General features: G+C 63.1%; 19 protein-coding genes. 3 read left to right on the top strand and 16 right to left on the bottom strand.

What is annotated here, in order from left to right:
* Positions 1-558 precede the first annotated feature (558 nt).
* The 16 genes from LDN75_RS00670 to dacB form a co-directional block, all read right to left on the bottom strand.
* Positions 559-2,043 (bottom strand): DHA2 family efflux MFS transporter permease subunit, encoded by a 1,485-nt coding sequence (locus tag LDN75_RS00670; RefSeq protein ID WP_223935295.1) that lies wholly within the window; start codon positions 2,041-2,043, stop codon positions 559-561.
* Positions 2,044-2,159: 116 nt separating this feature from the next.
* A complete protein-coding gene (gene panC, locus LDN75_RS00665; protein ID WP_223935294.1) occupies positions 2,160-3,062 on the bottom strand; it encodes a pantoate--beta-alanine ligase in 903 nt (300 codons plus the stop codon).
* 5 nt (positions 3,063-3,067) lie between these two features.
* Positions 3,068-3,976 (bottom strand): DUF2520 domain-containing protein, encoded by a 909-nt coding sequence (locus LDN75_RS00660; RefSeq protein WP_223935293.1) that lies wholly within the window; start codon positions 3,974-3,976, stop codon positions 3,068-3,070.
* Positions 3,969-5,516: a PH domain-containing protein gene (locus LDN75_RS00655; RefSeq protein WP_223935292.1), complete on the bottom strand. Its 1,548-nt coding sequence runs from the start codon at positions 5,514-5,516 to the stop codon at positions 3,969-3,971. The genes LDN75_RS00660 and LDN75_RS00655 overlap by 8 nt, the downstream gene beginning before the upstream one ends.
* Positions 5,513-6,025: a PH domain-containing protein gene (locus LDN75_RS00650; protein ID WP_223935291.1), complete on the bottom strand. Its 513-nt coding sequence runs from the start codon at positions 6,023-6,025 to the stop codon at positions 5,513-5,515. The genes LDN75_RS00655 and LDN75_RS00650 overlap by 4 nt, the downstream gene beginning before the upstream one ends.
* Complete coding sequence (locus tag LDN75_RS00645; protein ID WP_223935290.1) at positions 6,006-6,527, bottom strand: DUF3180 domain-containing protein; 522 nt, start codon at positions 6,525-6,527, stop codon at positions 6,006-6,008. The genes LDN75_RS00650 and LDN75_RS00645 overlap by 20 nt, the downstream gene beginning before the upstream one ends.
* The gene (gene folK, locus LDN75_RS00640; RefSeq protein ID WP_223935289.1) at positions 6,524-7,069 is read right to left on the bottom strand and encodes a 2-amino-4-hydroxy-6-hydroxymethyldihydropteridine diphosphokinase; all 546 of its coding nucleotides are present in this window, start codon (positions 7,067-7,069) and stop codon (positions 6,524-6,526) included. The genes LDN75_RS00645 and folK overlap by 4 nt, the downstream gene beginning before the upstream one ends.
* The gene (gene folB / locus LDN75_RS00635) at positions 7,066-7,425 is read right to left on the bottom strand and encodes a dihydroneopterin aldolase (RefSeq protein WP_223935288.1); all 360 of its coding nucleotides are present in this window, start codon (positions 7,423-7,425) and stop codon (positions 7,066-7,068) included. Before folB ends, folK begins: the two co-directional genes overlap by 4 nt.
* A gap of 12 nt (positions 7,426-7,437) precedes the next feature.
* Complete coding sequence (gene folP, locus LDN75_RS00630) at positions 7,438-8,343, bottom strand: dihydropteroate synthase (protein ID WP_223935287.1); 906 nt, start codon at positions 8,341-8,343, stop codon at positions 7,438-7,440.
* 7 nt (positions 8,344-8,350) lie between these two features.
* Positions 8,351-8,983 (bottom strand): GTP cyclohydrolase I FolE, encoded by a 633-nt coding sequence (gene folE, locus LDN75_RS00625; protein WP_223935286.1) that lies wholly within the window; start codon positions 8,981-8,983, stop codon positions 8,351-8,353.
* Positions 8,984-8,993: 10 nt separating this feature from the next.
* Positions 8,994-11,063, bottom strand: coding sequence for an ATP-dependent zinc metalloprotease FtsH (gene ftsH, locus LDN75_RS00620; RefSeq protein ID WP_223935285.1), 2,070 nt, complete (start codon positions 11,061-11,063; stop codon positions 8,994-8,996).
* Positions 11,064-11,229: 166 nt separating this feature from the next.
* Entirely contained in the window at positions 11,230-12,282 is a 1,053-nt protein-coding gene (locus LDN75_RS00615) for a LacI family DNA-binding transcriptional regulator (RefSeq protein ID WP_223935284.1), read from the bottom strand.
* Positions 12,283-12,333: 51 nt separating this feature from the next.
* Positions 12,334-12,885, bottom strand: coding sequence for a hypoxanthine phosphoribosyltransferase (gene hpt / locus LDN75_RS00610; protein WP_216924216.1), 552 nt, complete (start codon positions 12,883-12,885; stop codon positions 12,334-12,336).
* Positions 12,886-12,916: 31 nt separating this feature from the next.
* Positions 12,917-13,987 carry a tRNA lysidine(34) synthetase TilS gene (tilS, locus tag LDN75_RS00605; protein ID WP_346347181.1) on the bottom strand — a complete coding sequence of 357 codons (1,071 nt, stop codon included), beginning with the start codon at positions 13,985-13,987 and terminating at the stop codon, positions 12,917-12,919.
* A 125-nt stretch (positions 13,988-14,112) separates the two neighbouring features.
* A complete protein-coding gene (locus LDN75_RS00600; protein WP_223935283.1) occupies positions 14,113-15,234 on the bottom strand; it encodes a zinc-dependent metalloprotease in 1,122 nt (373 codons plus the stop codon).
* A gap of 74 nt (positions 15,235-15,308) precedes the next feature.
* Positions 15,309-16,754 (bottom strand): D-alanyl-D-alanine carboxypeptidase/D-alanyl-D-alanine-endopeptidase, encoded by a 1,446-nt coding sequence (gene dacB, locus LDN75_RS00595; RefSeq protein ID WP_223935282.1) that lies wholly within the window; start codon positions 16,752-16,754, stop codon positions 15,309-15,311.
* A gap of 143 nt (positions 16,755-16,897) precedes the next feature.
* Between dacB and LDN75_RS00590 the strand changes: the two genes are divergently transcribed.
* From LDN75_RS00590 to LDN75_RS00580, 3 genes are all read left to right on the top strand, one after another.
* A complete protein-coding gene (locus LDN75_RS00590; protein ID WP_144663396.1) occupies positions 16,898-17,386 on the top strand; it encodes an inorganic diphosphatase in 489 nt (162 codons plus the stop codon).
* Positions 17,387-17,585: 199 nt separating this feature from the next.
* On the top strand, positions 17,586-18,566 hold the full coding sequence (locus LDN75_RS00585) for a hypothetical protein (protein WP_223935281.1): 981 nt from the start codon (positions 17,586-17,588) through the stop codon (positions 18,564-18,566).
* A complete protein-coding gene (locus LDN75_RS00580; RefSeq protein ID WP_223935280.1) occupies positions 18,563-19,339 on the top strand; it encodes a hypothetical protein in 777 nt (258 codons plus the stop codon). The genes LDN75_RS00585 and LDN75_RS00580 overlap by 4 nt, the downstream gene beginning before the upstream one ends.
* Positions 19,340-19,341 lie beyond the last annotated feature (2 nt).

Below are 19,341 nucleotides of genomic sequence, written 5' to 3'. Positions count from 1 at the left end.
TAAAACAATCGGCATCAACAAACTTGGCACACTATTGAGTTCTCAAACAACAGACACTACCGGCACCACCACCAACCCAAACGGGCCACTGGATCGCTCCGGAGCAACTTTTCAAACTTACCCGAACCGGTCGCATAAAGCAAGCCGCCCTCGGGCCTCCCCAACCAGGTCAGAGGCGCAGAAAGCACCACCGAAAACCGGTAATTTGAAGGGGAATTCGTCACCATCATTTCCGCATCAGCGGCGGCGACTCAGATAACTTTACACGTGCCGCACCGTCCGAACAAATCCACCCCACCACCACCCAAAACCCCTGCAAACACTGGGGAAACAGCCCTGAAACATCTCAATTCCAGCAGGACGGTTTTCCGTGAAGCCCGTCACACACAGAAGATCCGACGTAAGGTGCGCCTTGAATCGGCACCCAAGCACCGCCGTCGGACCGGCCAAACACCTCAGGATCTGAGAGAGCAACCGGCCAAACACCTCAGGATGTGAGAGAGGATCGGGGGAAGGGTGACGCGCACAGAGGATGCCCGCCAAATAGCCCGGCCGGGCTCAGTGGCCCCCGTGGCCCGCACCCTCGGTCTTGCGCATCATCGCACCGAGCACCACGGCAGCTCCGGCAATGATGGTTGCCGCCAGGAACGCGGCCTGCATGCCCGCTACCAGGCCGGAGGATGCGGACACCACCGCGAAGATGGACACGAGCAGCGCAGTGCCAGCGGCACCGGCTACTTGCTGGGCGGTGCTCATGATCGCCGATCCGTGGGAGTACAGGTGCGGCGGCAGGGGGTTCAGGCCTGTGGTGAAGGCTGGCGTAAAGAGCAGGGCCAGGCCGAGGCTCAACGTCACGTGCAGCGCAATCACCCACCCCAGGGCGCTGGCCTGATCGAGCCGCGAGAACTGCCAGAGGGTCAGGACCATGAGGACTGAACCGGATACGGTCAAGGGCAGGGGACCAACTTTGTCGAAGATCCGCCCAATCACCGGACCCAACAGACCCATGGCCAATCCGCCCGGCAAAAGCGCCAGGCCGGTTTCCATGGGCTGCAGGTGCAGCGTGTTCTGCAGGTAGAGCGGGAGCAGGATGACGCCACCGAACAGGGCCATCATTGCTACGACCATGAGCAGCGTGGACACCGTGAACATCCGGAAGTTGAAGGCCCGGAGATCCAGCAGCGGAGCGTCGGACTTCTGCAATTTGAGCTGGCGGAAGACGAACAGCGCCAGGCACACGAGTCCCACAACGAGTGCGATGATCGGGACTACCCCTGCGTTGGCGCCACCGATCTGGCTCAGGCCATAGACCAGCCCACCGAAGGCAGGCACCGTGAGAACCACCGAAGTGAAGTCCAAACCAGTCTTGCCGCGCTCCCCTACGTTGGTGAGGTACTTGGCGCCAATCGCCAAGGCAGCAAGAGCCACGGGCAGCACGAACACAAACATGAAGCGCCAGGAGAAGTGGTCCAGGATGATGCCTGAAACGGTGGGGCCCATTGCGGGAGCGACCGAGATGGCGATGCTGACGTTACCCATGACAGCTCCGCGCCGGGACATCGGCACAAGGGTGAGGATTGTGGTCATCAGCAATGGCAGCATGATGGCCGTGCCGCCGGCCTGGACGATTCGCGCCAGGAGCAGCACGGGAAACCCGGGCGCCAGCGCGGCGAGCAGCGTTCCGCCGCTGAAGAGTCCCATCGCGAGCATGAACGAGCCGCGGGTGGTCAATCGCTGCAGGATGAACCCGGTGGTCGGGATGACGACCGCCATGGTCAGCATGAAGCCGGTGGCGAGCCACTGGACCGTGGGCGCATCCACCTTGAGGTCGGTCATCAGCCGCTGGAGCGCGACGTTCATGATGGTCTCGTTGAGGATCACCACAAAGGTGGCAACCAGCAAGGTGACAATGACCGTGACGGACTCACGGGACATCTTTCCTGAGACAGGAGCCTGCGTGAGCGCTTCCTCTGTGGAGGCAGCGCCTGCGGACGCGCCAGGACCGGGCTCGCTGTTGGCGTCGGACGTGACGTCGGTAGACATGAGGATTCCTCAGGTTTGGGCTTGGATTCCGGCGATCAATACCGGTGAAGACAGAAACAGTCTAGACGCCCAGGAGATTCCCGTCAGCAGAAAATCCAAACGTTGGGTATTCAACCTCAGGAGTTAAGCGGAGCGTTGTCTATCAACCGAACGGGACCTACCTTGGCGGCAATAATTGCAAGCCCTTCGCCGCGGAACGGGGTCTCTTTGCAGTTCTCGGCCAGCGGCTCGAGCGTGGTGGGATCCACGACGTCGAAGTAGTCCAGTTCCACCAGGGGCTGGGATTCAACGAGTTCGACGGCGGAGTCCAAGTCGAGCGGTTCGTGCGCGTTTGCGCGGGACTCGATAAGGCGCAGAGCCCGCGACAGCACCAGCGCCGCCTCGCGCTCTTCGTCCGAGAGGAAGCGGTTACGGCTGGAAAGCGCCAGGCCGTCCTCACTGCGGACGATTGGCACGGGCACGATCTCCACCGGGAAGTTCAGATCGGCGACCATCCGCTTCACGAGGGCAAGTTGCTGGGCGTCCTTCTGGCCAAAGTAGGCGCGGTAGGCCGGCGTCGAACCGTCCGCAGCTGCGCCGCCCGGAAGTCCATAGTGCAGCAACTTGGCTACCACAGTCAGGGCGCCATCGAAGTGGCCGGGGCGCGAGGCGCCCTCCCATTTCCCACCGAGCGGGCCGGCGGATACACGGACCAGCGGCTGGCCACCCGGGTACACCTCGTCAACGGAAGGTGCGAAGACAAGGTCAACTCCTTCGGCATTGAGGAGAGCCATATCCGCCTCGAGCGTGCGGGGATAGCGGTCGAGGTCCACGGCGTCGCCGAACTGGAGGGGATTCACGAAAATGGTGGCTACCACGACGTCGTTCTCAGCCACTGCGGTCCTCGCCAAGGCTGCGTGGCCGGAGTGCAGGGCGCCCATGGTGGGCACCAGGCCTTGGGAACTTCCCCGCTTGGAAGCCAGGAGACGGGCGCTCTCGGCACGCAGTTCGGCTGCGGTGGTCACGAGTTTGATGGCCATGCTGTTCAGATTCCTTCCGGCGCGGTGGGTTCAGTTCCCAGTGCCTCGCCAATGTCACTCAGTTGTTCGGGGCGCAGCAGTCCGCGGTTACCGGCACGCCGGGCCGTTGCCTGTGCCATGGCCTGATAGGCCGCCAGCACGTCGCCGCCAGCACCGCCGTCGTATTCCTTCAGAGCCTGGACGTGTGCAGCAACGGTGCCTACATCCCCGCGCGCCACGGGACCGGTCAGTGCCGATTCGCCGGACGCAAGGGCGTTCTCCAATGTCGCGCGCAGCAGCGGACCCAGCATTGACTCCGGGGATTCGACGCCGATCTCCCGCAGCAGCTGCGACGCCTGCGCCACCAGCGTGACCATGTGGTTGGAACTGTGCGCGAGAGCAGCGTGGTAGAGGGTGCGGTCGGCCTCGGCAATCGCTACCGGTTCGGCGCCCATCTCCACAACCAGGGCCTGGGCAATCGGCAACATAGCAGCGTCCGCGGTGACTCCGAACGTGCAATCCATCAGGCGGGTCAGGTCCAGGCTCATGCCGGTGAAGGTCATGGCAGGATGCATCGCCAGAGGGATGGCACCCGCCGTGCGGATCGGTTGCAGGATCCCCACACCGAAACGGCCCGAGGTATGAGCCACCAGTTGGCCCGGTTGCCACGCACCAAGCTTCGCCAGTCCGGCGACCAGCTCGCCGAGGGCATCGTCCGGAACGGCAAGCAGCACTAATTCCGACCGCTCTACGATCTCCTGGATCCCAAGGATCGGGACACCAGGCAGCAACGTCTCCGCCCGCTCCCGGCTCGCCTCGGATACGGCAGAAACCCCGACGACGGCGTGCTCGGCCGCGCGCAGAGCGGCACCCAGGACGGCACCCACTTTGCCGGCGCCGATGATGCCGACTCCGAGTCTTCCTGGCCTAACCATGCTGTGGATCCTCCTGCGTTGACGATTGTGTTGGTGCTTGTGGCGGTGATTGGGGTGGGGCTTGCCCCGTTACCTGTGCAAGCCATTGCTCGCTGGTCTGCCGCCTTCTGGCTTCGCGGGCACGGGCAGCCTGTTGGTCAAAGAGCTGGACAGCCTGCTCCACGCCGGCTTGATAGAGGCGGGGCGCGACGGGTCCGGCCGTGGTGTGGAGGATAAGATCAGCCACCCCGAAACGCCGCGCCAGCGGACCTTGCTGCAAGGCCATGGACTGCGTGCGCTGATGCGGAACCAGGACCAGGGCACGCCACCATCGGCCCGAGCGAATCAACAACGCCGTTCGCGTGGCCAGGAAACCATTGCGCCGCCATCCCAGCGGGGCAAGGAGCCGGGCCCGGCGCGGAGTGGTGACGAAACCATCCGTGGACGTAAGCCCGCCTGATCCGGAGCCCGCCGGCGCCAAACCCTCCAGCCCGGAAATAAACACCCGTTCCGGATCCTCAACACCGGGGTCTGGCAGCACGAGGGAGAGCATGCGCATGACGTCAGGCTTCATGCCCACAGGCAGCAGGGTGGTGCGGGCTGCGTTCTCATTGCCAGCGGCGCCACCGTAGCCGGCCACGTTAACGTGCATGCGGTACCAGCCAAAGATTCTCCAGATGGGCGGCTGCGTGACCTTCAGTGCCTGGATTCGACCCGGCGGCAAGGTCTGGGCTTGCGTGTCCAGGAGCCCGTAGCGTAGCCGGATCCCATCGGGCGAAATTGCGGCCGTGAAGTTGTAACCCTTGTTAAATGAGCTCCAATAGGCAGCACCGATACCCAGGACAGCCGGGATCAGTGCCAGGAAGATTGCGCTGTTTTCTGTGTACACGGAGATAGCTATGGATGCCGCGGCGCCGAGCAGGATTCCGACGGTCTGCTCGCTCAGCAGGAGCGAGCCAATCAGCCGGGAAGGTGGCACGGACAATACAACGTGCTCCGGAGCTTCGGGGATTTCTTCCGCGGTCTCCGGCCCGCTGACCACTCCCGCGGCCCGGGCAAGGATAGTGGCACGCAACTGTTTGGCTTGGGCCAGTGGAAGGTAAGCGAGCCGCACTGCCGACTCGCCGGCGTCGGCGACTTCAAACTTGAGTTCAGCGAGGCCAAAGATCCTCGCCAAAAGGGGCTGCACGATGTCGATCGCCTGGACACGGTCCAACCGCGCCTGCCGCTGCTGCTTGAAGAGGAATCCGGTATTGACCCGGACATACCCTTCCGCGACCTGGTAGCGCGTGAAGTACCAACTCAGGATGAATCCACCCACGGTCAGGAGCAGCAGGATGCCACCGCCAGCCAAAAGCCAGGGCACACGTCCATTGAGGTTGGGATCCAGGATGTCGCGGCCCTGCAGAATGCGTTCAAAGGCGTCACGACCGAAAAAATACCCGACGGCGGCCAGCGCGACCCAGCCGCGCACGAACGGTGACGCTGGGTGCACTCGCCGCCAATCGGCGTCGACGGCTTTACCTGGGAGGCTCACGGCTGCGCTACCTTCCGGGCTCACAGCCCGGCCAGCCTGGCTTCTCCGCGTGCCGAGAGCTGTTCACGCAGCCGTGCGCCTTCCTCTGCAGGGAGCCCGGGCAGGTAAGCACTGGTGCCGGCAGATGCCGTGTGGAGCTTCAAAGTACAGAGTCCCAGTCCACGTTCCACCGGTCCAACAGAAACGTCCACATACTGCATGCGCCCATAAGGGACCACCATGGTGCGCTGGAAAAAGATGCCACGGCGGATCAGGAGATCGTCATCGCGCTCTGCGTAACCGATGGCCCGGACCTGGCGCGGAATCAGGACGAGCCGCCATAACGCCAGCACGAGCATCACCGCGGGTACCGTGATGGCGAGCCATAGTGGCGGCCAACGCCACCAACCCAGCTGTACAAACACGAGCGGGAGGCTGAGGATCGCCACCATCACAAGGTTTCCGATGGCCCATTCCACCAAGCGGACGGTGACGTACTTCGGGGAGACCCGCAGCCATTGGACGCCGGGAGGGTCAATCGCCTCGGTACGCATACTCGCCTTCGCCCTTGGCTTCACCGCGGCGGGTTTCCGGTCCGGGGGCGCCGCCTTCGAGGTCCTCCGGTGGGATGCGGCAGAACCGTTCGACTACCAGGCCGACGATCACCATCACCACGCCACCGCCGCCCATCAGCACGGCGTTCCACAGGATGCCCTCGCCACTGCGCAAGCTCCCGATCCGAAGAAGATCAAAGGAGATGCCGGCGTGCCAGCCCAGCAGGAGCGTCCCGGCATACGCGCAAGCCTGGGCAAGGATCAGCGTCCTGGCAGCCAGGATCGGGTTGAGCATGTTCTTCTTCTTGCCGTTGCGCCACCGCAGGACCCGGATCCCCATGACCAGGGTGAGTACAGCGATGACGCCCATGGTGACCAGCGCGGAGACTGGCAGCACGGGAGTGGGCATGCTGAGGCGGTTGGTTGCCGTCGTGGCCAGCCAGCCTATGGCGGCAGCGATGATGGCGATGATCACCAGGACCGCGGGGCGCATGGCTTTCACTGCTGCTCCACCGCTCCCGTCGCAGGAACACCGGCGACATCGCCGTAACCGTCGAACCGACGGATGCCGGGCATATCTTCAGCTGCGGCGGCCAGTTCGGCCACGCTCCGCCCGTTCAGTTGGGCATTTGGCTCCAGCAGGGACCATGGGTACAGGACGAAGGCGCGTTCAGCAGCCCGGGGATGCGGCAGGGTCAGGACAGGATCGTCGCTGACCACGTCACCGAAAACGATGATGTCTACATCCAGTGTCCGCGGACCCCAACGGACCTCGCGGGTGCGGTGGTGCTTCTGCTCGACCTCGTGGCAGTGCTGCAGCAGCTCAAGGGGACTCAGCGTCGTCTCGACTGCCATGACCATGTTCAGAAAATCGGGTTGCCCTTCCGGCCCGCCCACTGCCTTGGTCTGGACCACCGGAGACACTCCAAGGAGCCTCACGTCCGGCGGGTCTACGAGATCGGCGACGGCGGTGGAAAGGGTGTCGTTCCGCTCGCCAAGGTTGCTGCCGAGAGCCAGGATCGCTTTGGTGTATCCCGAGTTCATGACCGCTCCCTGTGGACACTCACGGTGACGTCGCCGAACGGAACCTCAATGGGGGCCTTCGGTTTGTGGACAGTGACATCGACGGCGGCCACTTCATAGTTGGCAAGGATGCCGTCGGCGATCCTCACGGCCAGGCCCTCAATCAGGTTCAACGGCTCGCCCTCGATGTGGGAGGTAATAAGCTCGGCAACCTCGCCGTAGTGCGCTGTGTACTGGAGGTCATCGGTCTCCGCGGCCTTGGTGAAGTCCGTATGGAGGACGGCGTCAACGACGAATGGCTGGCCGTCGCGGCGCTCGAAATCGAACACTCCATGATGGCCGACGGCGGTAACACCGGTCAGCGTGATCCTGTCCACAAAGTCCTCCGGTCAGCGGGCGATTCGAGCGGCAACCTTGACGGCGTCAAGGCTGGGACCGACGTCGTGGACGCGGACAGCCCAAGCGCCCTTCGCGGCGCTCAAAGCAGTAATGGCTGCGGTGGCGGCGTCCCGTTCCAGTGGTGCGGCGGACTTGCCGGCAACGGTCAGGAGCGAACCAAGGAACCGCTTCCGTGAGGCTGCCACCATGACCTTATGGCCGAGCGCGAAAAGCTTGTCCAGGTTCCCGAGGATTTCCCAGTTCTGGTCCTCGTTCTTGGAGAAGCCAATACCCGGATCAATGATGATCTGCTCCGGAGCAACGCCCGCTGCATACAGTTTGTCGCGGATACCGCTGAGCTCCGCCACGACGTCCTCAGTCACGTTGTTGTATTCAGTGAGGCTGTCCATGGTGCGGGCATCGCCACGACGATGCGTGAGGATATACGGAACCTTGGTGCGTGCCACGAGTTCGGGCATGTCCGGCTCGATGGTCAGGCCGGAAACGTCGTTAATAATCGCAGCGCCGGCTTCCACGGCAGCTGCCGCCGTTGACGTGTGCATGGTATCGATACTCACCAGCGCGCCGGCCTTGACCAGCGCCTGGATCACCGGGAGCACCCGGCGTTGTTCTTCTTCAGGGGAGACGGGTTCGGCCCCGGAGCGCGTGGACTCGCCACCGACGTCGATGATGTCCGCACCGGCATAGAACATGCGCAAGCCGAGGGCGATGGCGGTGTCCGGCGTGCGGTGGTTGCCGCCATCGCTAAAGGAATCCGGGGTGACATTGAGAATTCCCATGACGAGCGTGCGGTCCGTTGGCAGGTCCTCAAACCTGGCCGCCGGCCGCGGCTTGCGGAGAATCGGCAGTGGGCTTGTGGCCGGGCCGGTTCCGGGTGCTGCAGCGAGGGAATCCATATATTGCTTACCTTCCGATGATGAGGCTCATGGCCTCGGCGCGCGTGGCCGGGTCATGGAGCTGACCGCGCACCGCACTGGTGACGGTCTTGGCGCCGGGCTTGCGGATGCCGCGCATGGACATGCACATGTGTTCGCATTCGACGACGACAATCGCCCCGCGGGGGTTGAGGTGCTTTACGAGTGCCTCGACGATCTGCGTGGTGAGCCGTTCCTGCACCTGCGGCCGGCGTGCATAAATATCCACCAAACGGGCCAGCTTGCTCAGTCCCGTCACCTTGCCGTCATGTGACGGAATATAACCAACATGAGCTACCCCATGGAACGGAACCAGGTGGTGTTCGCACGTCGAATAGAAGGGAATGTCCTTCACGAGGACAAGCTCTTCATGGTCGAGGTCAAACGTGGTGGAAAGGACATCCGCCGGGTGCTGGTGAAGGCCCGCAAAGACCTCCGCATAGGCCTTGGCAACCCGCTTGGGTGTGTCCTTCAGGCCTCCGCGGTCGGGGTCTTCACCAATAGCGAGCAGGATTTCACGTACTGCTGCTTCAATGCGCGGGCGGTCCACTTTATTGCCCCGCTTGCCGTCCGTGGCTGAGCCGTGGGCGGCGGCGAGGTCGTCGTCGTCGAAATGAGTCACAGCAGAAAGCTTAGCCGTGAAGCGGAGAGTCGGTGCCGCCGTCGGGTCCCGGTGACTGGAATGACTCCTGGCTGCTGACGCCCTGGGAGTGCGGGGCCACAGCGTCCAGCGGCTCGTCCAAGCGGGCCTTTTTGGCCTGTTCCTGGGCCTCGCGCTCAGCTTTCTCCGCGCGGGACTCAACCGGCGGAATCGACTGGACAGGACGGGACTCTTTAGACAGCCAGATCTCGCGGAAATCACGCTTGCGGATGTCGTGGAAGATCTTGGCGATCTCGGCCTGGTTGAGGGTCTCCCGCTCAAGCAGTTCCAGTGCCAGACGGTCCAGGACATCGCGGTTTTCGGTGAGGATGGCGTAAGCCTCGTCGTGCGCCTGGTCGATCAGGCGACGTACTTCCTCGTCCACGACGTAGGCGATCTGGTCGGAGAAGTTGCGCTCCTGCGCGGCGTCGCGGCCGAGGAACGGCTCGCCGCCACCCTGGCCAAGCTTCACTGCACCAACACGTTCGCTCATGCCGTACTGCGTGACCATCTTCCGGGCCGTTGACGTGGCCTTCTCGATGTCGTTGGACGCGCCGGTGGAGGGGTCATGGAACACGATTTCCTCAGCAACACGGCCACCCATGGCGTAGGCCATCTGGTCCAGCAGTTCGTTGCGGGTAACCGAGTACTTGTCGTCCTCGGGAATCACCATGGTGTAGCCGAGTGCACGGCCACGCGGAAGGATGGTGATCTTGGTGACCGGAGCTGAGTTCCGCAAGGCAGCTGCAACCAGTGCGTGGCCACCTTCGTGGTAGGCGGTGATCTTGCGCTCGAGTTCCTTCATGACGCGGCTGCGCTTCTGCGGGCCCGCCATGACGCGGTCGATTGCCTCGTCCAAAGCGCGATCATCGATCAGGTTGGCGTTTGAACGAGCCGTCAGCAGGGCTGCCTCGTTGAGGACGTTGGCCAGGTCAGCACCCGTGTAACCGGGGGTCTTCTTGGCAACAGCCCGGAGGTCGATGCCCTGGGCCATCGGCTTGCCCTTGGCGTGGACGTTCAGAATCTGCTCGCGGCCCACCATGTCAGGGGCTTCAACGGTGATCTGGCGGTCAAAGCGGCCTGGGCGGAGCAGCGCGGGGTCCAGGACGTCCGGACGGTTGGTGGCTGCGATGAGAATAACGTTGGTCTTGACGTCGAAGCCGTCCATTTCCACAAGGAGCTGGTTCAAGGTCTGTTCGCGTTCATCGTTACCGCCACCGATTCCGGCGCCACGGTGACGGCCAACGGCGTCGATTTCATCCACAAAGATGATGGCCGGCGAGCTGGCCTTCGCCTGTTCAAAAAGGTCGCGGACACGCGAAGCGCCAACGCCGACGAACATTTCCACGAAGTCCGAGCCGGAGATGGAGAAGAAGGGAACGCCGGCTTCACCCGCAACAGCGCGGGCCAGCAGCGTTTTACCGGTACCTGGAGGGCCGTAGAGCAGCACGCCCTTGGGGATCTTGGCGCCCACAGCCTGGAACTTTGCCGGTTCCTGGAGGAACTCCTTGATTTCCTGGAGCTCTTCCACTGCTTCGTCAGCACCGGCGACGTCGGAGAAGGTCACCTGCGGCATGTCCTTGTTGACCAGCTTGGCCTTGGACTTGCCGAACTGCATCACCTTGGAGCCGCCACCCTGCATGCGGGAGAGCAGGAACCAGAACAGCACACCGAGCAGCAGCACGGGGATGAGCAAAGAGAACAGTCCGGAGAACCAGTTGTTCTCGATCGGCTGGTCCGTGAAGCCCTTGTCCGGGTTGGCGCTGGTAACGGCCTTGACGACGTCCGGACCACGGTCCGTGACGTAGAAGAACTGGACGTTCTTCCCTTTGTCCTGGCCATCGATGTTCAGGCTGTCTTTGAGCACCAGGTCAACGCGGTTCTCGGCGTCGAAAATCTTGGCCTGCTCAACCTTGCCGCTTTGCGCGAGGAGCTCCAGGCCGTCCTTGGTGTCAATGCGTGTGGAACCGCCCGGAGCCAGCGTTGCGAATGCCACCAGGAGCAAGCCGACGACGACAACAATCCAGATGCCCGGGCCCTTGAAGAAACTCTTAGCTTTCATCTGATCGGGGTTTCGCCCCGTCCCTCCTGGTAGTGCTGCGAGGCGCAACTTCTGCGCGCGAATGGTGCTGCTTCAGTTTCTAGCTATACACCGTTCCCAGTTATTCACGCACTGGAATGCTCAAAAGTTCCCTCTGGGCGTACACAGGATACTCGCCTATGACGGGCTAGGACAGACCTGCATGGGGATCAGTGATGGAATCACGGGTCACCAGGGGACATTCCAGAATCGTCGGTTTGGAAGCAAGGACAGCGAGGTCTGTTTTGCCTTCGATGGCATCAATCAGGCGCTCGGTGGCCCAGGCACCCATCTCGTAGTGGGGCAAGGCCACTGTGGTCAGGCCTGGGTGGAGGTTGGCCGCGATGAGCTCCTGGTCATCGAAACCCACCACGGAAAGTTCGTTGGGAATGCTGATTCCCAACTCTGCCGCTGCGCGGTAGGCGCCCATGGCCATGCGGTCGTTGTAGCAAAACAGGCCCGTGGGCCGGTCCTCGCGCTTGAACATCCGCAAGGCGGCAACATAGCCGCCCTGCACTTCGGAAAGTTCGGACTCCACAGGTGCGGCACCGCCGTCGAGCCCTGCTTCGTTCAAGGCGTTCCGGAAACCACGCAGGCGGTCCCGGGTTGCCGGGACGTCGTCGGTGTTGTTCAGGAAACCGATCCGTCGGTGGCCGGCGTCCAGAAGGCTCTGCACGGCTACCCTTGCGCCGCCCTCTTCATCGGGGACTACCGAAGCGACGCTGCCCGCCAGGCTTTCAGCGTCCACAAGCACCGCGGGAACCGAACTCAGGTTCTCCGGCAAAGTGACCTCGCGGTGGTACATGGTGGCATACAGGATGCCATCAACGCGGCGCTCCAGAAGGGCCTCGACGTCGGCCTGCCGGGACTCGTCGCTTGCCGCACCAGAGGTGTTGATGATCATCAGGTTGTAGCCCCGCGCCCTGGCGGCCTCATCCGCACCAAGGATGATCCGCCCTGCGTGTGGTGTGGTGGCAATTTCCTCGCTGATGAGCCCCAGCATCCCGGTACGCTGCGTGCGCAGGGCCTGGGCCAGGCGGTTTGGGCCGTAGCCGAGGCGTTCCGCCGTGGCTTTGACCTTCTCCCGTGTTTCCGCGCTGATGCGGGCGTAGGCCACGTCGTTCAGAACGTGGGAAACAGTGGTGACAGACACGCCGGCGGCAACGGCTACATCCTTGATGCCAATGCTTTTGTTCGTCAACGGCTTCCCACGTCCTTATGTTTGCCTGAAAAGGCGCAAGTAAAGGGCAGGTTACTCGTAAACGTGTGGGGCCAGCGTGCCCACGAAGTCCAGGTTGCGGTACTTCTCCGCGTAATCCAGGCCATAGCCAACAACGAACTCGTTGGGGATGTCGTAGCCGACGTATTTGACGTCGATCTCAACCTTTGCCGCGGTGGGCTTACGGAAGGCCGTGCAGATCTCGACGCTGGCCGTACCGCGCGATTCCAGGTTGGACTTGAGCCATGAAAGCGTCAGGCCGGAGTCGATGATGTCCTCGACGATCAGCACGTCCTTGCCCATGAGGTCCGTATCGAGGTCCTTCAGGATCCGGACAACGCCCGAGGATTGCGTGCCGGAGCCGTAGGAAGAAACCGCCATCCAGTCCATGCTGACGTGGCTGTGCAAAGCACGCGCCAGGTCCGCCATGACCATCACGGCACCCTTCAGGACACCAACGATCAGCAGTTCGCGGCCTTCGTAGTCCTTGTCGATCTGCGCAGCCAGTTCAGCGATGCGCGTTTGGATCTGCTCTTTGGTGTAAAGAACGTGCTTGAGATCTGCCTGGACGTCGTTTGAATCCACCAATGGCTCCTGTTTTGATGCTCGGGTGCGGCTACTGTTGGGGCGATTTCTGATGCCGGAATACTAGCTTCCCACAGCGCGCGGCCTCGCGGGGACCGCCAGTGGCCGAATCACCCGTCCCGGCAGCAGCCGAAGCAACGGAAGATCCCGCCCGTTCCTGCTCCAAATCGCTGAGGGACAGGCGATATACGCTAACGTGGCCGGGAAGTTCAACGGGTCCCGCCGAACCCTGGCGACGAAGCAGCGCTTCCGCGGCCTGGAGCCGCCCGTACCCGGGTTGCTGGCCCCCGACGTCGGCCGCCGCCTTCGCGATGACGCGGAACCTCAACGCTGCCGGAAGCCCGCGGACGGCGTCCTCCGGCATCCACGAGCCGTCTTCAGTTCGGTGTACCAGGGAGAGATACGTCTCGTTTGCGAGATCCTCAAGGAAATCGGCGTCCTGCTGCAGAATCGCGGCAGTCCTGGCCAAAGATTCGGCAACACCCGGCCCCAGCTTTTCTTCCAGCACAGGCATGACCTCGGCGCGTGTCCGCGAGCGCGCGAACGCAGGGTCATTGTTGCTCGGATCATGCCACGGCTCCAGGTCCTCAACCTCGCAGATTTCCAGGGTTTCTTCCCGCCGGAGGCCCAGGAAGGGACGGAGCAGGCGTCCCCGGACCGGCCTCATGCCAGCCAAGGAACGTGTACCTGAGCCGCGGGCAAGGCCCAGGAGCACCTGTTCGGCCTGGTCATCCAAGGTGTGCCCGAGCAGGATGTGATCGCAACCGAGGTCATCTGCGGCGGCTTCGAGTGCTGCGTGCCGGGCATCGCGGGCTGCAGCTTCAGGCCCGAACCCAGTGGATGCGACCTCCACCGTGCGCACTTCTACAGGTGCAAGCCCCAGATCCCGCAATACAGCTGCCGTCCGGGAAGCTACCTCTGCCGAGCCAGCCTGAAGTTGATGGTCAACCACGACGCCAGCCACGGAGATCGGGTGCCCGTCCACATGGCCGCGCCGGGCGAAGTATCCAGCCACAGCTGCGAGCGCAAGTGAATCCGGCCCTCCGCTGCAAGCTACGAGCACACGCTCCGGGTAACCCGCAGCGGCCAGGGCGTTCTGCAGCTGCTTCCGCGCCTTGCCGACGACTGGCGCCAAACGGCCCGGCCGGCGTCGGCCCTTGCCTGTCATTCCACTGCCGGAACCACTATCAGAACCACTATCGATGCCGCCATCAAAGACAGGTACGCTCAAAGCCCCATCCGCTCAAGCCACTGCCTGGAATTGTGGATCTCTTCCTCGGTGGGAAGGTTTTCTGCTGAGTTCCACACCTTGTTGAAGCCTTCCATTCCGCCGACTTCAACAACCTCGCGCACGAACTTTGCGCCGTCCGTGTACTGGCGCATCTTGGCGTCGAGACCGAGGAGGTTACGGATGAACTTCTCAATGATGCCGCGGTCCTTGCCGCGGTCATTGAAGCGTTGGCGGATCGTCTTCACCGACGGGACGATGCTGGAATCCACGGCATCCATCACCACATTGGCATGACCTTCGAGGAGGCTCATGACGGCAGTGATGTGGGACAGGGAAGCCTTCTCCTCGGGATCCTGCAGGAGGTCCAGAATTGCACCCCGGCCCGGAACGTTGCCCGATGCGGCGCGGTCCTTCAGGGACTTGGCTACGGCAGCCGCCCGTTCAACCAGGGAATCCATGTTGCCGAGGAGATGGCTGCTGAGCTTCTCGATTTCGCCCAGCATATGGTCGCGCAACCAAGGGGCGGCGGCAAACTGAACGCGGTGGGTTTGCTCGTGAAGGCATACCCAAAGCCTGAAGTCGTCCGGGTGCACATTGAGTTCGCGTTCCACGGAGATGATGTTCGGTGCAACGAGGAGAAGGCGCCCGCCCTGGGGGACGTGGGCTTCCGGGGCCAACGCCGCGAAGGGGTCGTATTGCCCCAGGACTTTGCTGGACAGGAAAGCAAGGATCGCACCGAGCTGGCTGCCCGTGATGGCACCGCTGGCGGCAGCGGCAGCCGGTGTCATGGACAAACTGCTGCGGGACTCCAGCATTTTCTCCAGGGCCGGCTGGAGCATGACGGAGAAGCTCTGGGTGTTGGCTTTGGACCATGAAGCGCGGTCTACGACGAGGACGTGCGAATCCCGCAGATCCCGCGCCGCTTCAAGCCCGGTGATGTCGTGGACGTGCGGGACAGAGATATCCGCGTTGAAACGCAGGTTGTCCACCGCCTTGCCGATTTCCCCAGCGCTCAGCGCGGGACCGGGAGGGGTAAGCCGGGCAGCCGTGGAGGCGGCCAGGTCCCAATTGATCAGGGACGGGGCCCCTGCTGACGAATCTCGGGCAGATGACACCATACGGTCCATCACACCACATGACACTGACAATGGGCCCTTAAGTTCGCTCCGCGCGGAGCGGGGGGAGTTTGCTTCTAGCGGCACCCGCAAGAGGCCAGCACAGACGCCGAGCGGTCCATCGCCACCTTGTTTCCAGCAGCACCCGGTTCCAGGCCATTGCCGATGAACGAGAACACCAGTAGTCGCCCATCAGCGTCAACGACGTACCCGCTCAAAGCAATGACGGTGTTGAGCGTCCCGGTTTTGGCACGGACAAGGCCTGCACCCTCGGCAGTGCTTGGGTCCACATACCTGTCGTCCAGGGTGCCGGTAAGTCCCGCCACCGGGAATCCGTCCAGGGCGGTCCGCAGGCTGAGGTCCGGTCCGCTGGTGATGGCACGGACTACTTCCGCAAACTGGCGGGCACTGACCTGGTTCTCCAAGGCAAGGCCCGAAACATCGGCCAACTGCATCGGACCGGCGGCGATTCCCAACTCCCCCAGCCGTTGCCGCACGGCTGCAGTGGCGCCGTCGTACGTGGCTTCCTGTCCGGAAGCAATGGCGGTCATGCGCCCGAGCGCCTCGGCCAGGAAGTTGTCCGAGGTTTCCAACATGAGGTCCACTTGCTCGCTCACGGTTGCGGACTCAGCGGCGGCCAGCACCTTCGCCGGGACGCCCTTGCCGCGTTCGACGCCGGGACGCACCTCGACGCCGGCAGCCACTAACTGTTCGGCGAAAGCCTGGGCGGTGGTGAATGCCGAATCCTGGGGACGCGCCCCGGTGGTAATCGTGGATGAATAGCGCCCGGAGTTCAGGGCGAGGGAAAACAAGGGGGCAGTCTCACCGGCGGCGACGTCGTCAAGGCTCCACGCAGGATTCAGTGGCGCGCCCGTGAACAGCGAGTCATCCACCTGCACGGTCACGGGCCCTTTGACCCCATCGGTAGCCAAAGAAGCGGCAGTATCGGCGGCCAGGGTTGCAAGCCCGGCCCGGCCCATCACAGCCGCGGGATCGGAAGCACCTCCGCCGAGCAGCACGTCCCCTCCCCCGGTCAGCACCACTGTTGACGCGTCAGCACCGGCTAACACACGGGTGGTAAAGCGCGATTCGGGACGGAGCGCCTTCAAAGCGGCCGCTGCGGTCAACAGCTTCATGTTCGACGCCGGGATGCGGTTCGCGTTGGCATCGCGGTCGAACAGGACCGTGCCTGTGGAGGCGTCCATGACCACGCCAGTGATGCTGCCGGCACCGGACGGTTTCAGGGCCGCATTCAAAAGGCGTGACAGTTCAGCTGGTACCGGTGTTGGCGCATCAGGGTCCAGGGGAAGCACGCCGTTGGCCTGGGACAGGCGGCCGGGCTCCTGCTGCCATGGCGGCGCGGAAGGTGACGGCTTGGGTGCGCTGAAGAGTCCTGGCACCATGCCGACCACCACGATCGCCCCCACGCACAGTAGAACCAACGTCAACAGCATCGGCCACTTCAAGCGCCCCCACGCCGTGGACACCCACTTCCGGGCACCCCCGTTTTTAACGCCCTTCATGCAGTTGCTTGGTCCTGTCAGTCCTGAAAATGTCCCGCCGGTTCAAGAAACCCGGGCCTCTCGCTATATCCTCAATAGTAGTCGGCGGCGCCGGCTGCACTTTCGCCTGCCGCGCCCCACCCCCACCCGTCAAGGAGCACGCCATGAAGCACGACGTGACCATCGAGATCCCCAAGGGATCGCGCGTCAAGTACGAAGTTGACCACGAAACCGGCCGCGTCCGCCTGGACCGCGTCCTCTTCACCTCCATGCAGTACCCGACGCACTACGGATTCTTTGAGAACACCCTGGGCGAAGACGGCGACCCCCTGGACGCACTGGTGCTCCTGCAGGACTTCGACCTGCACCCGGGCGTCATCGTTGAGTCCCGCCCCATCGGCGTATTCAACATGACCGACGACGGCGGCGGAGACGCCAAGGTCCTCTGCGTTCCGGTTGACGCACGCTTCGACCACATCCAGGAAGTCAGCGACGTCAGCGAATTCCTGATCAAGGAAATCGAGCACTTCTTCACACGTTACAAGGACCTGGAGCCCGGCAAGTGGGTTAAGGCCGAGGGCTGGGGCGACCGCGCCGCTGCCGAAGCCGAGCTGGAAGCTTCCATCAAGCGCTTCTCGGCCGAAGGCCACTAACGGCCCTGCCTTTGGCACGCAGGCGCCCTGCGCTTGACTTGCCCGACGGCGGCTGGTGCGGTTCCATGTGAACCGCACCAGCCGCCGTCGCACTTTAAGTCGGAGTTATGCACATGGGGATGTCTCCCCATCGCTGCCGCTTCCAGGTCCGCCTAGGCTGGGACGAGACTTTACGACGCATGTACACAGGGGGTTTCACATGGCTGGGTTCTACGGCGCGGACATTGCGCAGCTACGCAGTCTGGCCGGCGTCATGGGCAAAGCTGCCGACGCCATCAATTTGCAGAGCGCGCAGCTGTCCAACGCCATCAACTCGGCAACGGCGTGGCAAGGACGCGATGCCACAGTCTTCAAGAGCGATTGGAACAGCCAGCACAGGCAGAGCCTGGTGAAGGCCGCCAACATGCTGCGGGACAACGCGAGCCAGCTCAAGAAGCACGCCAACCAGCAGGAATTTGCAAGCCACAATGACGGCTCCGGCACATCGGTGGGCGTCCTGAAAGATGTTTATGACACAGCAACAGGTGTCAAGGAACTGGGTGCGCAGCTCTGGACTGCCTACAAGTACGGCAAGCTTGGTCACGCCGAATGGGTCAAGACCCGCGAGGTACTCACCAATTGGCGGGCCGGCGGTACAGTGCTGCGGGATGCCCTAAGTGCCCTGCGCAGCGGCGAGAAGGTCACTGACGTCATCACGGACCTCAAGGCGAACATTCCTTACAGCCAGGCTTTTCAGGACGCCACGAAGTTCTCCAAGGGCCTCCGGATCGCTGGGGCGTTGGCGGCGCCGCTAAATATCGTGGGCGGCATCAGCGACATGATCAGTCCCGAGCACGACGGTTGGCGCGGTACGGGAGACCGGGTTGCCGGCGGCCTGTCCGTAGTGGGCGGCGTGGGAAGCATCATGCTCATGACAGCTGGCGGCGCAGCCCTGCTGGGGCCCATCGGCGCCCCGATCGTGATCGGTGCGGGCATCGTTGCCGGCGCCTGGGCCCTGGGCAACCTGGTGGCTGACAACTGGGATTCCATTAGTAACTTCGCGCGGAACCCTGGCAGTTATGTCGCCGATGGCGCCCGGGAAGTGGGCAATTTTGCCAAGGATGTAGGCAGTAAGGTGGCAGACGGGGTCGGTAATGCCGCCAAGTCAGTCGGAAACTTTGTCGGAGGGATATTCGGATGACCACCAGCACCATGAAATGGACCGAACGGGACGTACAGGCTGCAGCCAAGGTCCTGGCGTCGGCCAGCGCGGTCGGCAAGTCCTTGCCGACGTTGACTGATGAAGAGGTTGTTGCACTGGACGGCGTCCAGCACGAACAAATCGTCGCCCTTCCGTGGCTCACAGCGCAGGATGCCAGTAAGGAGCTTATGTGCGCGGTGGCCCTGCGCGGACTGCTCGCCAAGGAACTCGTCTACCCTGTCATCTTTGAAGGCGAGACCGAACCCACCCGCTTGCACGCCACCGAGGAAATCACCGGTGCCCTGACGCTTCGCCGCAGCGGCAGCAGCGTTGTGTCCGTGGAACGGACCGTTTCCACCGGCAAGCGCTGGCTCTACGGCTACATCCACGATGACGGCGTGCTGCTGGAGGAAGTGGACGAAGGCGGGCTGCACGGCTTCACCGTTGTCACCCGCGATCAACTGGCTCCGCGCCTTGCTGAATTTGTTGATCCGAACACGGTGGCCCACCGCGACACTGATCCGAATGTTTACACGGAGGCCGAGTTCGAAGAGTACGCGGCGACCGCTCTGGCCGACACCCAAGCGGCCAGCAACGTAGTGGTTTTCAACGCCGACACAAACGACTTTCCTACTGTCACCGTGTACACCGGCCCCAGCAGCGTGCACGTCCTGACTCCGCGGGTAGAGGGCGAATCTGTCTCACTTGAATTGAAGGAAACTTCTTCAGCTACGTTGGCCGACGTCCTCGGCGGGCTGGCTGGGCTGGCCTGACC

Source organism: Arthrobacter sp. StoSoilB5, from assembly GCF_019977235.1.
Classification (GTDB): domain Bacteria; phylum Actinomycetota; class Actinomycetes; order Actinomycetales; family Micrococcaceae; genus Arthrobacter.
Note: the sequence above shows the minus strand (reverse complement) of the source record. Positions and strands in the feature narration are given on the sequence as shown.

Coding starts and splice junctions, on each gene's coding strand:
- LDN75_RS00660 (WP_223935293.1), bottom strand. CDS start 3,976: ATGGTTAGGCCAGGAAGACTCGGAGTCGGCATCATCGGCGCCGGCAAA.
- LDN75_RS00585 (WP_223935281.1), top strand. CDS start 17,586: ATGGCTGGGTTCTACGGCGCGGACATTGCGCAGCTACGCAGTCTGGCC.
- LDN75_RS00590 (WP_144663396.1), top strand. CDS start 16,898: ATGAAGCACGACGTGACCATCGAGATCCCCAAGGGATCGCGCGTCAAG.
- ftsH (WP_223935285.1), bottom strand. CDS start 11,063: ATGAAAGCTAAGAGTTTCTTCAAGGGCCCGGGCATCTGGATTGTTGTC.
- LDN75_RS00600 (WP_223935283.1), bottom strand. CDS start 15,234: ATGGTGTCATCTGCCCGAGATTCGTCAGCAGGGGCCCCGTCCCTGATC.
- LDN75_RS00650 (WP_223935291.1), bottom strand. CDS start 6,025: ATGCGTACCGAGGCGATTGACCCTCCCGGCGTCCAATGGCTGCGGGTC.
- folK (WP_223935289.1), bottom strand. CDS start 7,069: ATGAACTCGGGATACACCAAAGCGATCCTGGCTCTCGGCAGCAACCTT.
- panC (WP_223935294.1), bottom strand. CDS start 3,062: ATGGCCATCAAACTCGTGACCACCGCAGCCGAACTGCGTGCCGAGAGC.
- LDN75_RS00580 (WP_223935280.1), top strand. CDS start 18,563: ATGACCACCAGCACCATGAAATGGACCGAACGGGACGTACAGGCTGCA.
- LDN75_RS00670 (WP_223935295.1), bottom strand. CDS start 2,043: ATGTCTACCGACGTCACGTCCGACGCCAACAGCGAGCCCGGTCCTGGC.
- folP (WP_223935287.1), bottom strand. CDS start 8,343: ATGGATTCCCTCGCTGCAGCACCCGGAACCGGCCCGGCCACAAGCCCA.
- dacB (WP_223935282.1), bottom strand. CDS start 16,754: ATGAAGGGCGTTAAAAACGGGGGTGCCCGGAAGTGGGTGTCCACGGCG.